This is a genomic window from Streptomyces eurythermus (assembly GCF_014649115.1).
Taxonomy (GTDB): Bacteria; Actinomycetota; Actinomycetes; order Streptomycetales; family Streptomycetaceae; genus Streptomyces; species Streptomyces eurythermus.
The window spans coordinates 1-13,623 of sequence record NZ_BMSK01000011.1 but is presented as its reverse complement, the minus strand read 5'-3'; the positions used below and the strand labels follow the sequence as shown (position 1 = coordinate 13,623).

Here is a 13,623-nt window from a genome sequence, read left to right as displayed (position 1 = left end):
CCGGCCAACGGCACTTGAACTGCGCCGGGTCGGTCAACCGTTCCCCAACTTATTTCGAAGAGGCGTTCGTTCATATCCGCCGTACGGGTGATTCCGGGCGTCGTACGAGTGAGCAGCTTGTAGGAAAAGGCCCCATATTGGGGGCTATTGGGCGGCTCGCGAAGCGTATTGGTTACACCTTGTTTTCATTCCCTATCGAGCGGATGCCCGCTCATTTGGTTAATCTGGGAGTCGACGGACAACAGTACGGGGTCTCACCCACACCCACCGTCCGTCCTGGGGCACGCCGGTCCACAACGGCCTGCTCCGGCAGCGGAAACCGGCGCCACCGCGCCCGTAATCGGCCTTTCCACCAGACCCGAGCGGGCGTCCGGCGCCGTGGCGCGGACTGTCCGGTATGCCCCGAGGGTGACCCGACACATAAGGAGTGCGCGGTGACACCGGAGAAGACGAATCGCGAACAGGGCCCCGAGGAACGCGCGGAGCGCGGGCGCCGCCGGCCCGGAGAACTCGGCAGCCTCGAGGTGTGGGCCCGCTCCGCCCCGATCCGCCTCGCCGGATACGAGGACGACCTGGCCGAACCGCACATCCTGCCGAGCGTGGACTGACCCTCCCGCCCCGGCCCGCCGCGATCGCCGTCCGCGAAGGCGTGACAGACTCACGCCCACGCTGATCGGAGAAGCCACGGCCGGGGACCGGCCGCGGATCCGGCCCTTCCGGTACCGGATCGTCACCGCCGCCGAGACCCGCGAGCGAGCACGACGTCCCGCCGGCCGAGCTGTGCGCCGCAGGTGACGCGGACAGCCGATCCATGCCGTCCGGGGAGCGACGGCGCAGGGTGGGGCCGCACATCATGTACCGGGCGCTGGACCAGGCCCTGCCGTCACCCTCCCGCCGTCCGCCGCCAGGGGATCAGCTCCGCCAACTCCTCGGCCACGCCCAGCAGAAGGGCCTCCGTGCCCGGCCGGCCCACCAGCTGTACGGCGCAGGGGGCGCCCGAGGGCAGGGTCCCCACCGGCACGGACATCGCCGGCCAGCCGGTCAGGTTCCACGGCGGAGTGAACGGCGAATACGCCGAGTTGGCGAGGATGTTGCGCAGCCAGCCGCGCTCGTGCCACGGCCCGGCCTGCGGGGAGCGGCGGGCCAGGGCCGGGGTGAGCAGCACGTCGTGCTCGGTGAAGAACGGCGTCAGCCGGGCGCGCAGCCGGTCCCGGGCGTCCCCGTCGCGGACCGCGCGGGTGAAGCGGCGGCCCACGGCCGCGTGCACCCGGGTCCGCCGGGCCAGCCGGGCCGGGTCCAGGCCCTCCGCGTCCACCGCCGTCCCGGCCGTCCAATGCCGGAGCGCGGTCACACCGAGGGAGAGCGGGTACGGCGGTTCCGCCCGCCGCACCCGGTGCCCGGACCGGGCAAGCGCCCCGGTCGCCTGCCGCACCGCGTTCGTATACGGCCGGCTCACCGGCACCCCGGCGAGCGGGCTGCGCAGCGCGACGGCGATCCTCAACGGGCTCCGCTCCTCAGGCCGTTCGAACTCCGCGTCGGCAAGGACGCGCAGCATCAGCCGCAGATCCTCCACCGTCGTGGCCAGCGGCCCGTTCTCGGCCATGCCGAACCAGTCGCCGTGGCCGATCCCGGCCGGCACCACCGCGTGCCCCGGCTTCAGTGTGACCAGCCCGCAGTTCGCGGCCGGGATGCGCAACGAGCCCATCCCGTCGTTGCCGAGCGCCAGCGGCACCAGCCCGGCGGCCACCGCCGCCGCGCTGCCGCCGGAGGAGCCACCCGCCGTGCGGGACGGATCCCAGGGGTTGCGGGCGATGCCGTACGGGCCCTCCGTGGTGCCGAAGACACACAGCTCGGGCACGTTCGTCAGGCCGACCACCACCGCCCCCGCCGCGCGCAGCCGGGCCACCGTCACATGGTCCTCGGCGGCCGGGGTGTCCGGGGAGGCGGCGGAGCCGTTGCGGCACGATTCGCCGCGCACCGCCAGGTTGTCCTTGACCGCCACCGGCACGCCCGCGAGCGGCAGACCCGCCAGGTCCGCCCGGGCGGCCACCTCGTCGGCCTCGGCGAGCGCCGCCCCCGCCCGGACCTTACGGAACGCCCCGATCCGGCCGTCCAGCCGCTCGATCCGCGCGAGGTGTTCGGCCACCACCTCCCGGGGTGTCACCCGCTTCTCGCGGACGGCGGCGGCGATCTCGGCGGCACTCCGGCCGGCCCAGCTGGTCACGGACGCTCCTCGGGTGGTCGTCGGCTGCGCGCCCCCTGGGTTACCCGTCGGTATGAGGGCGCGTGGAAAGAACTCTGCACCCCCGGGCCCGGTACGTCGAGAGGCCGACGGTGCGGGCGTGGCGCTCGGGACCCGGGCGTCGGTCCGGGAGGCGCTCCCGCCCCGGCCTGCGGCTCGGTTCCGCGCCTGCGGCCCGGGCGCCGGTCCCGCATCCCGGGCGTCGGTCCGCCTCCCTGCCCGCGGCCCGGCCGGCGGTTCACGCGTCGGCGGCCGAACCACCGGCGTCCGTACCGCCGTTCGCGGTACCGAGACGTGGCGGCCGGTCCGTCCGTGCCGGGCCCGTGCTGTCCCGCTCGATCAGCCGGGGGACCGGTACCCGTACCGTCCGGGCCGGGCCGCCGTCCAGCAGTGCCAGCAGCTCCCGGGCCGCCGTCGACCCGAACTCCACGCTGTCCCGGGACAGCGCCGACAGCCACGGCGTGACCATGCGGCACAGGGCCGAGTCCTCCCAGGCCACCACCGACAGCTCGGCCGGCACCGAGAAACCCAGCTCGGCGGCGGCGGCGAGGCCGGCGACGGCCATCACATCGGTGTCGTAGACCAGGGCCGTCGGGGGAGCGGGGCCGCGCAGGACCCGGCGGGTGACGGCGGCGGCCTCGGCGCCGGAGTAGTCGGTCGTCACCGACTCCACCTCGGCGAGCCCCCGCCGCTCCGCCTCGGCGCGCAGCGTGCGGATGCGGCGCTGGGTGTGCGCGAGGCCCGGCAGACCGGCGATGTGGACGATCCGGCGATGCCCCAGGGCGGTCAACTCGCCCACCACCGAGGCCATCGCGCCCGCGTCGTCCGCCCAGACCGTGGACAGCCCCGGGTGCCGCTCGTCCGGGGCGCCGCCGATCACCACGGCGGGCAGGGACAGTTCGTCCAGCAGGCCGGGACGCGGATCGTCGGCGCGCGGATCGACCACCAGCACGCCGTCCACCCGGTGCTCGGCCCACCAGCGCCGGTACACCGCGCACTCACCGGCCACGTCCTCCACCACCTGGAACAGCAGGCCCAAGTGACGCTCCGCCAGCACTCCTTGGATCCCGGAGACGAGCTGGAGGAAGAAGGAGTCGACGCCCAGCGTGGCCGCGGGGCGGGCCAGCACGAAGCCGACCGTGGCCGCGCCCTCCCCGGACAGCGCGCGGGCCGCCGTACTCGGCCGCCAGCCCAGCTGCTCGGCGACCCGGCGCACCCGGGCCCGGGTGGCCTCCGAGACGCCGGGGCGGTCGTTGAGCGCGAAGGACACGGCGCTCTCGGACACCCCGGCACGCCGGGCGATGTCCTTCATCGTGGGCCGGCGGGCGGGGGACCGTCTGGTCGGCACGTTTCCTCCCCTTCGGCAGGGAACTGCTAAAGCGCTTGAGTGTCAAGACCCTAAAGCGCATTAGTCAACTCCCGCAAGGTCCTGGCCAGTAGAGGCCGACCTGCGCCTATGCCAGACGGAATGCTTTGGCGGCGACGAATCCATTGACTTTCCCGGAAGGCCCTGTGCAAGGTCTTTCGCGCCACCCACAGCCCCGACACAGCAAGGGAGCCGTGTCCGTGCCCATCTCCCGCAGAGCCCTCACCGCCGTCGCCGTCGCCCTCGTCCTGCCGCTGAGCGCCTGCGGCTCGGGCGGCGGTGCCGGCGGCACGAGCGACGCCTCCGGCAAGGTGGAGGGCGACATCACCTTCCAGACCTGGAACCTGCGCGCCAACTTCAAGGACTACTTCGAGGATCTGATCGCGGCCTTCGAGGAGAAGTACCCGGACACCCACGTCAAGTGGATCGACCAGCCCGCCGAGGGATACGCCGACAAGATCAGCGCGGACGCCGGCGGCGGCACCCTGCCCGACGTCGTCAACGTCTCCCCGGACCTCGTCGCCCCGCTCGCCCGGGCGGGCCTCGCACTCGACCTCGACAAGGCCGCCGCCCGCTACCGGAAGGAATACCTGCCCGGTGCCTGGGCCGGACACCGGGTCCCCGGCACCACCGGCACCTACGCCTTCCCCTGGTACCTCAACACCGGCCCGCTCTTCTACAACAAAGCCCTCTTCCGAAAGGCCGGACTCGACCCCGAGAAGCCCCCGAGGACCTACGACGAACTCTTCGCCGACGCCCTGGAAATGGCCGAGAAGAGCGGCGGCAGGGTCGCCACCCTCGCCAATGTGCCCACCATCGAGGACTTCGGCCGCTACGGCGTCCCGCTCATGAACGAACAGGGCACCGCGTTTACCTTCAACGACCCCAAGGGCGTCGAACTGCTCACCAAGTACAAGCAGTTGTACGACGCCAAGGCCCTCGACCCGCAGGCCCTGACCGCCACCGGCGAGTCGGCCGGCAAGAAGTTCCTCACCGGCGCCGTCGCCATGAACCCCGGCAGCGCCCTGGACCTCGGCAACTTCAAGAAGAACGCCCCGAGTCTGTACAGGAACATCGGCATCACCGACCAGATCACCAGCACCGGGCACGCCAACATGTACGTGATGGGCGTGATGGTCAACTCCCGCACGCGGCACACCCCCGCCGCCGTCGCCTTCGCCCACTTCGTCACCGACGCCAGGAACCAGATGGTCTTCGCCAAGCGGGTCGCCATCTTCCCGAGCACCGCCGGCTCGCTCGACGACCCGTACTTCACCAGGGAGGACGGCACCGACGAGACCCGGGTACGCGTCGCCGCCGCCAAGTCACTGAAGAACGCCGTCAATTACACGCCCGTGCTGTTCAGCGAGCAGATGAAGACCGCGCTGCGCAACGAGGTCGCCAAGGCGCTCCAGGGCAAGGAGAGCCCCGAGGAAGCCCTAGACAACGCTGTCAATGCCGCCGACCGGCTGCTGCGGCAGGGCTGACCCGCCATGGCCACCCCCCTCCGCGTCCGGCGGCAACTGCCCACCAGCCCCTGGCTGTTCGCCGCACCCGGACTGCTGATCACCGGCGCCTTCGTGCTCTACCCCTTCGTCTCCACCCTGGTGAACTCCTTCACCGACCGCCGCACCCTGCTCCCCGGCCGCTTCGTCGGGCTCGCCAACTTCCGCGAACTGCTCCACGACGACATGTTCTGGACCGGCCTGCGCAACAGCGTCCTCTACGTCCTGGTCGTCGTCCCCGCACTCGTCGTCCTGCCGCTGCTGCTCGCCCTGCTAGTGCGCCGGAACATCCCCGGGATCACCTTCTTCCGCTCCGCCTTCTACACCCCCGTCGTCGCCTCGATCGTCGTGGTGGGCCTGATCTGGGTGTGGCTGCTGGACGAACGCGGCCTGGTCAACTCGGTACTGGAGACGGTGGGCATCGGCCGGATCGGGTTCCTCAGCGACCAGTGGCTGCTCCTGCTCAGCGCCATGGCGGTCACCGTGTGGAAGGGCCTCGGCTACTACATGGTCATCTACCTGGCCGCGCTGGCGAACGTGCCACGCGAACTGCACGAGGCCGCCGCCGTCGACGGGGCCGGACCGGTGCGCCGCTTCCTGTCCGTCACCGTGCCCGCCGTACGGTCCACCATGGTGCTGGTCGCCGCGCTCTCCTCGGTCGCCGCCTTCAAGGTGTTCTCCGAGGTGTACCTGATGGCGGGCCCGAGCGGCGGCCCGGCCGGCGAGGACACCACCCTGGTCATGCTCGTCCAGCGCACCGGCACCGGTCTGACCGGCCGGGTCGGCTACGCCTCCGCCCTCTCCGTCGTCGTGTTCGCCGTCACCGTCGCCTTGATGCTGCTCGTCCTGCGCGCCGACCGGAGGGAGGAAGCGTGAGCGTCCTGGAGAAGGTCCGCCCCGAGCGGCCCGCCGCCACGGCCCGGGAGCCCCGCGTCACCGACGACGGCCGCCGCGTCCGGCCCGCCGAACTGCTCTGGCGGTACCTGCTGCTCCTGGCCGTCCTCGCCCTGACCACGGGCCCGTTCCTCTGGCAGCTGGCCACCTCCCTCAAGGGCCCCACCGAGGACATCTACAGCTCCCCGCCCAGCCTCCTGCCCGCCCACCCCACCCTGCACAACTACGCCCGGGTCGCCGACACCATCCCGGTCTGGGACTACGCCCTGAACTCCCTGAAGGTCGCCGTCGCCAACGTCGTGACCAACTGCGTCGGTTCGGCCCTCGCCGGATACGCCCTGGCCCGGCTGCGCTACCGCGGCCGACGCGTGACCACGCTCGTCTTCGTGCTGGCGATGCTCGTCCCCGTCGAGGGCATCGTCATCGCCCAGTTCACCACCATGCGCGAACTCGGGCTGAACAACACGCTCATCGGCGTCGTCCTGCCCGGCGCCGTCGGCGCGATGAACGTCCTGCTGATGCGGGGCGCCTTCCGCGCCCTGCCCCACGAGATCGAGGAGGCCGCCTACGTCGACGGCGCCGACGTCTGGCAGCGGTTCCTGCGGATCGCCCTGCCCTCGGTCAAGGGCACCCTCGCCGTCGTGGCGATCTTCGCCTTCATGGGCGCCTGGGACGACTTCCTGTGGCCGCTGATCGTACTGAGCGACCCTTCCAAGTTCACCCTGACCATCGGCCTCAACTATCTGCACGGCACCTTCGCCAACGACGAACGCCTGGTCGCCGCCGGCACGGTCATCGCCGTGGCGCCGCTCATCGCCCTGTTCGCCTGCCTCCAGCGGTACTTCTTCCGAGGCGTCGGCGAAGGCGCCGTCAAGGGCTGAACCTCCCCCGAGCGCAAGGACACCGCATGCCCCCCGCCGTACGCTTCGGCGTCAACTACACGCCCAGCCAAGGGTGGTTCCACCACTGGCTCGACTTCGACCTCGACTCCGTCCGCGCCGACCTCGACGCGATCGCCGCGCTCGGCCTGGACCACATCCGCGTCTTCCCGCTGTGGCCGTACTTCCAGCCCAACCGCACCCTGATCCGCCCCCGCGCCGTCGAGCAGCTCGTGGCCCTCGCCGACGCCGCCGCCGAACGCGGCCTCGACACCGCCGTGGACGGACTGCAGGGCCACCTGTCCAGCTTCGACTTCCTGCCCGCCTGGACCCGTACCTGGCACCGCCGCAACCTCTTCACCGACCCGGACGTCACCGCCGGGCAGGCCGCCTATCTGCGCACCCTCGCCGCCGCCCTCGCCGACCGGCCGCACTTCCTCGGCATGACCGTCGGCAACGAGATCAACCAGTTCGCCGCCGGCCCCCACCCCGATCCCGACCCGGTGACCACCGACGAGGCCGGACGCTGGCTCACCCGGATGCTGGACGCCTGCGCCGAGGGCGCCCCCGGCCGCCTCCATCTGCACGCCTCCTACGACGCCGCCTGGTACCAGGACGACCAGCCCTTCACCCCCGCCCACTCCGCCCGGCTCGGCGCCGTCACCGCCGTGCACTCCTGGGTGTTCAACGGAACCGCCCAGCGACACGGCCGTACCTCCGTGCCCGTCGAGCACCACGCCGCCTACCTGGTCGAACTCGCCAAGGCATGGGCGGACGACCCGCACCGGCCGGTCTGGCTCCAGGAGGTCGGCGCCCCCGCGCCGCTGGTGCCCGCCGAGCACGCCGCCGCCTTCGCCGAGGCCACGATCGGCAACGCCCTGGACTGCCCCGACCTGTGGGGCATCACCTGGTGGTGCTCCCACGACGTGTCGCGCACGCTCGCCGACTTCCCCGAACTCGAGTACTCCCTGGGCCTGTTCACCGGCGAACGGCGGCCGAAGGACATCGCCCGCGCGCTGGCCGACGCGGCCCGCGGCACCCACCGCGCCCCGGCCGTGCGCCGCACGGCCCTCGTCGTGCCCGCCGCGCCGGACCGCCGCTCCCGCTGCGCGCCCGGCGGCGACGTCTTCGACGCCTACTTCCGGCTCGTCGCCGACGGCGCCCGCCCGGCCACCGTGCTCGACACCCGCGCCGACGACCAGGACCACCTCACCGCGCGCGGCATCACCGACGTCGTCACGCCCGATCAGGTACTCCCCGTCCCCCAAGGAGGCACCCGCTCGTGAACCCCAGCAGACGCACCGTCCTGCTCGCCGCCGGTGCCGCGGCCCTGACCACCGCGGGGAGCGCCACGGCGGCCCCGCGCGCCACCGCCGCCACCCCGCCGTACGCCGCCTACTGGTTCCCGGACTCGCTGCCCGCCGGCAGCCCCGGCCCCGGCATCACCTGGCGCAGCCTGAAGAGCTGGCGCGCCGCCGACGACCCCGACCTCGCCTTCAACGCCGCGACCGTACCCCTCGCCGCGCGATTCACCCCGACCCCCGCGAACCCCACCGCCCGCACGGGGCAGGCCCGCGTCCAGGCGCTGGTCTCCTTCGGCCCGACGTCGGCCAACCCCTCCCAGGGCTCGGCCACCGCCGACTACTACGCGCTCACCCACTGGGCGTACCTCGACGAGCTGGTGTTCTGGGGCGGCTCGGCCGGCGAGGGCCTGATCCTCGCCCCGAACGCCCCGGTCGTCGACGCGGCCCACCGGCACGGCGTGCCCGTCCTCGGGAACGTCTTCCTGCCACCGGCGGCCTACGGCGGACAGCTCCAGTGGACCCGCGACCTGGTGCAGCGGGATGCCACCGGTCACTACCCGCTCGCCGCGCAACTCGTCGCGGTGGCGGCGGCGTACGGCTTCGACGGCTGGTTCCTCAACGCCGAGACGGGCGGCGGGAACACCGCGCTGGGCACGGCCATGCTGGGCTTCGTCAAGGAGCTGAAGGCGCTGGCCGCGGCCAAGGGGCAGCGGGTGACCTGGTACGACGCGCTGACCGTGAACGGCACGGTCAGCTGGCAGGGCGCGCTGACCAGCCAGAACCAGGCGTTCTTCCAGGCCGCCGACAGCATGTTCGTGGACTTCCGGTGGAGCGCGGCCTCGCTGGCGTCGTCCGGCACGAAGGCGGACCGGCTGGGGCGCGGCCGCTACGAACTGTGGGCCGGCGTCGACGTCGAGTCGAACGGGTCCGGTACGTATGTGAACTGGGACGCGATCGTGCCGGCCGGGAAGCCGCACGTCACCTCGGTCGGGTTCTACCGGCCCGAGTGGACCCGGAACCACCTGCCCGCCGACCGCCGCAGCCCCGGGGACTTCCACGCGGCCGACGACCGGTTCTGGACCGGGCGTTCCATGGACCCGTCCCGACCCGACCCGGGCGATCCGTGGCGGGCGCCGGCGGTGTCCGTGGCGGACCGGTCGACGGTGACCTCCGTGCCGTTCGCGACCGTCTTCAACACGGGTCACGGGCTGCGGTGGTACGAGGAGGGGGCCGTCGTCTCGGAGAGCCCCTGGAACCATCTCGGCCTCCAGGACCGGCTGCCGTCACGGCGGTGGGTGGTCCGGACGGCGGGGAAGCGGCCGACGGTCGCCTTCGACTTCGCCGACGCCTGGCGGGGCGGGAGCAGCGTGCTGGCGGCCGGTGAACTCGATCAACCGGTGCTGCTGGACCTGTACGCGACCCGGCTCCCGATCGCTGTGAACACGGTTGTCGACCTGACGTTCCGGAGCGAGTCTGGGGATGTGAACGTCGAACTGGCGGTGGCAACGGCGCTACCGAGCGGGCCGGGGGAGACACCGCCGTACAGGTATCTGGCTGTGAACTCGGTCAACGCGCGGGCTGCCGGGCCGTCGTCGGCCGTCAGGCCGGGTGTGAACTCCGGTCAGGCGGAGCACGGTGTGAACTCCGGTGAGCCAGAGGGCGACGTGAACTCCAGTCAGGAGGAAGACGGTGTGAACTCGGCTCACACCGAAGCACCCGGAGACCCCGGCCACGCCCACGCCCGTGTGAACTCGGTCAACGGCTGGCAGACCGTCACCGTCCCGCTCACCGGCCTCTCCGGCACCGTACACGCCCTCGGTATCCGGCTCACCCCCACCGACGGCCCGACCCCGGTGCGCTGGCGGCTCGGCGGCCTCGCCGTCCGCCCCGCCGGTACCCCGCCGGCCCCCGCCGCCCCCTCCGCCGCCCGCGTCACCGCGGCCGACGGCGGTGACCTCCGCCTCGCCTGGAACCCCGCCCCCGGCCCCGTCCGCCACTACACCCTCCACCGCCTCCTGGCCGACGGCACCCGCCGCTTCCTCGGCGCCACCGGTCAGCGCGCCTGGTTCGTCGCCGGCCTGCGGCCCGAGCGGGGCGAGCCGGCCGCACGGTTCGAAGTGCGCGCCGTGGGGGAGCTCTACAACGCCTCGGCCCCCGTCACCGTCACCCACCCCTGGTAATCACCCGGAACCCGCAGGGAGCACCCCGCATGCATGACGACCGCACGCTGGTGGAAGCCCGCCTCAGGCGCGTGCTCGACGAACGTATCCGCCCCGCCGTGTACCCCGAGTCCGTGCCGCTCCAGGTCGCGGTGTGGCACGCGCCCGGCGAGCCGGTGCCGGTCGCCGAGGGGCTGGCCGCCGCGCCCGAGCCGATCGCGGTGGGCGCCCGCTGGGGTGCTCCCTGGGGCACCAGCTGGTTCCGGGTGACCGGGACCGTGCCCGAGGCGTGGGCCGGGCGGACCGTCGAGGCCCTGCTCGACCTCGGCTTCGACGAGAACATGCCCGGCTTCCAGTGCGAGGGCCTGGTCTACCGGCCCGACGGCACCCCCGTGAAGGGCCTCAACCCGCGCAACCAGTGGGTGCGGATCGGCGCGCCCGTCGCGGGCGGCGAAGAGGTGCGCCTGCACATCGAGGCCGCCTCCAACCCCGTCATCCTCGACTACCAGCCCTTCCGGCCCACCTGGCTCGGCGACAAGGACACCGCCGGCACCGAACCCCAGTACACCCTCGCCCGCATGGACCTCGCCGTGTTCGACGAGACCGTGTGGCAGCTGGTCATGGACCTGGAGGTGCTCGGCGAGCTGATGGCCGAACTGCCCGTGGACTCCCCGCGCCGCTGGGACATCCTGCGCGCGGTCGAACGGGCCCTGGACACCGTCGACCTCCAGGACGTGAACGCCACCGCAGGCCGGGCCCGGGAGCGGCTCACCGGCGTGCTGTCGGCCCCCGCCGTCCCCTCCGCGCACCGGATCGGCGCCGTCGGGCACGCCCACATCGACTCCGCCTGGCTGTGGCCGCTGCGCGAGACCGTGCGCAAGGTGGCCCGGACGGTGTCCAACATGACCGCGCTGCTGGAGGACGAGCCGGACTTCGTCTTCGCCATGTCCCAGGCCCAGCAGTGGGCGTGGGTGAAGGAGCACCGTCCCGAGGTGTGGGCGCGGGTGAAGAAGGCGGTCGCCGAGGGGCGGTTCGTGCCGGCCGGCGGGATGTGGGTGGAGTCGGACACCAACATGCCCGGCTCGGAGGCGATGGCCCGGCAGTTCACCCACGGCAAGCGGTTCTTCCTCGACGAGTTCGGCATCGAGAACGAGGAGGCCTGGCTGCCGGACACCTTCGGGTTCGCCGCGGGGCTGCCGCAGATCATCAAGGCGGCCGGCTCCAAGTGGCTGCTGACGCAGAAGATCTCGTGGTCGCAGACCAACAGGTTCCCGCACCACACCTTCCACTGGGAGGGCATCGACGGCACCCGGATCTTCACGCACTTCCCGCCGGTCGACACCTACAACTGCTCGATGAAGGGCAGCGAGATCGCCCACGCGGTACGCAACTTCCGCGACAAGGGCAGGGCCCGGCACTCCCTCGCCCCCACCGGCTGGGGCGACGGAGGCGGCGGCACCACGCGGGAGATGGTCGCCAAGGCGGCCCGGCTGCGCGATCTGGAGGGCTCGGCCACCGTCCGCTGGGAGACCCCGCGCGCCTTCTTCGAGCAGGCCGAGGCCGAGTACCCCGAACCGCCGGTCTGGGTCGGGGAGTTGTACCTCGAACTGCACCGCGCCACCCTCACCAGCCAAGCCCGGACCAAACAGGGCAACCGGCGCTCCGAGCACCTGCTGCGCGAGGCCGAACTCTGGGCGGCCACCGCCGCCGTGCGCACCGGGCTCCCGTACCCGTACGAGGAGTTGGACCGCATCTGGAAGACGGTGCTGCTGCACCAGTTCCACGACATCCTGCCCGGTTCGTCCATCGCCTGGGTGCACCGGGAGGCCCGGGCGACGTACGAGCGGCTGGCCACGGAACTGACCGCGGTCATCGACGCGGCCCAGCGCGCCCTGGCGGGCGAGGGGACGACCCCGCTGCTGTTCAACTCCGCCCCGCACGCCCGCCACGGCGTCCCGGCGGGCGCCGCTGCCACCCCGGACGCGCCCGGCACCAGCACGCTCACGCCCCGCGAGGACGGCGGGTTCGGGCTGGACAACGGCCTGCTGCGGATCACCGTGGACGCCCGGGGCCTGGTCGTCTCCGCCTACGATCACGGCGCCGGCCGCGAGACGATCGCCCCCGGCACCGCCGCCAACCTCCTCCAACTCCACCCGGACTTCCCGAACATGTGGGACGCCTGGGACGTCGACTCCTTCTACCGCAACACCGTCACCGACCTCACCGACGCCGAGACGGTCACGGCCGGCGAGGACGGCGCCTCGGTGCGGATCGTCCGGTCCTTCGGCTCCTCCCGGGTCACCCAGCTGCTGACCCTGCCGCCGGGAGAGCGCCGGCTGGTCATCGACACCGAGGTGGACTGGCACGAGACGGAGAAGTTCCTGAAGCTGGCGTTCCCGCTCGACCTGCACGCCGAACGGTACGCGTCCGAGACCCAGTTCGGGCACGCCTTCCGCCCCACCCACACCAACACCTCCTGGGAGGCGGCCAAGTTCGAGGCGTGCAACCACCGCTTCGTGCACCTGGAGGAGCCCGGCTGGGGCGTGGCGGTCGTCAACGACTCGACGTACGGCCACGATGTGACCCGCACGGTCCGCGCGGACGGCGACCGCGGCACGACCACCACGGTCCGGGTCTCCCTGCTGCGCGCCCCGCGCTTTCCCGACCCGGAGACCGACCAGGGCGTCCACCGCTTCCGGCACGCCCTGGTCGTCGGCGCCTCGGTCGGTGACGCGGTCCGCGAGGGCTGGCGGATCAACCTGCCGGAGCGGCACACGACCGGCGCCCGCGCGGTGACCCCGCTGGTGGGCGTGGACGACGACGCGGTGGTGGTGACGGCGGTGAAACTCGCCGACGACGGCAGCGGGGACGTGGTGGTCCGCTTCCACGAGGCCCACGGCGGCCGCGCCCGGGCGACCCTGACGACCGGCTTCCCGTTCACCGATGTCACCGTCACCGACCTGCTGGAACGCCCGCTGCCGGACGCGGAGCCGCCCGCCCGCGAGGACGAGCGGATCACCGTACGCCTGCGTCCGTTCGAACTCGTCACGCTCAGGTTCGGCCGGCCCTGACCGGCGGGGTTCCGGGCGCCGCGGCGCCCGGACGGCACACCGAACCGGACCCGGCCCGACCGGCTACGGCCAGGTGTACGGCTGGGCGCGATGCCGGGCGCTAGCTGTTCTGTCCGGGGAGGTTGTGGACAGGTGAGCCAGGTCTCGGCTGAGAGATCTTGAACGGGTGAGGGCCTTCCGGGTTCGGTGTGGATTGCGACGTCT

At 72.6% G+C, this 13,623-nt stretch carries 9 protein-coding genes; 7 read left to right on the top strand and 2 right to left on the bottom strand.

The genetic code is table 11. The features are described 5' to 3' along the window. Window positions 1–434: 434 nt before the first annotated feature. Entirely contained in the window at window positions 435–608 is a 174-nt protein-coding gene (locus tag IE251_RS21465; RefSeq protein ID WP_189754627.1) for a hypothetical protein, read from the top strand. 275 nt (window positions 609–883) lie between these two features. Here IE251_RS21465 and IE251_RS21460 read toward each other — a convergent pair whose 3' ends face one another. Together IE251_RS21460 and IE251_RS21455 are read right to left on the bottom strand one after the other, a co-directional pair. Then, complete coding sequence (locus IE251_RS21460) at window positions 884–2,224, bottom strand: amidase (protein WP_189754626.1); 1,341 nt, start codon at window positions 2,222–2,224, stop codon at window positions 884–886. 256 nt (window positions 2,225–2,480) lie between these two features. Next, window positions 2,481–3,554: a LacI family DNA-binding transcriptional regulator gene (locus tag IE251_RS21455; protein ID WP_234470505.1), complete on the bottom strand. Its 1,074-nt coding sequence runs from the start codon at window positions 3,552–3,554 to the stop codon at window positions 2,481–2,483. A 254-nt stretch (window positions 3,555–3,808) separates the two neighbouring features. Here IE251_RS21455 and IE251_RS21450 point away from each other — a divergent pair, with 254 nt between their 5' ends. Genes IE251_RS21450 through IE251_RS21425 form a run of 6 tightly spaced genes read left to right on the top strand, consistent with a single transcriptional unit; the run spans window position 3,809 to window position 13,419 of the window. Then, the gene (locus IE251_RS21450) at window positions 3,809–5,095 is read left to right on the top strand and encodes an ABC transporter substrate-binding protein (RefSeq protein ID WP_189754624.1); all 1,287 of its coding nucleotides are present in this window, start codon (window positions 3,809–3,811) and stop codon (window positions 5,093–5,095) included. A gap of 6 nt (window positions 5,096–5,101) precedes the next feature. Next, complete coding sequence (locus IE251_RS21445) at window positions 5,102–5,989, top strand: carbohydrate ABC transporter permease (protein WP_189754623.1); 888 nt, start codon at window positions 5,102–5,104, stop codon at window positions 5,987–5,989. Further along, window positions 5,986–6,888, top strand: coding sequence for a carbohydrate ABC transporter permease (locus IE251_RS21440; RefSeq protein ID WP_189754622.1), 903 nt, complete (start codon window positions 5,986–5,988; stop codon window positions 6,886–6,888). Before IE251_RS21445 ends, IE251_RS21440 begins: the two co-directional genes overlap by 4 nt. Before the next feature lie 26 nt (window positions 6,889–6,914). Further along, window positions 6,915–8,171: a glycoside hydrolase 5 family protein gene (locus tag IE251_RS21435; protein WP_189754621.1), complete on the top strand. Its 1,257-nt coding sequence runs from the start codon at window positions 6,915–6,917 to the stop codon at window positions 8,169–8,171. After that, on the top strand, window positions 8,168–10,369 hold the full coding sequence (locus IE251_RS21430) for an endo-beta-N-acetylglucosaminidase (protein WP_189754620.1): 2,202 nt from the start codon (window positions 8,168–8,170) through the stop codon (window positions 10,367–10,369). The genes IE251_RS21435 and IE251_RS21430 overlap by 4 nt, the downstream gene beginning before the upstream one ends. Before the next feature lie 29 nt (window positions 10,370–10,398). Further along, entirely contained in the window at window positions 10,399–13,419 is a 3,021-nt protein-coding gene (locus IE251_RS21425) for an alpha-mannosidase (RefSeq protein ID WP_189754619.1), read from the top strand. Window positions 13,420–13,623 lie beyond the last annotated feature (204 nt).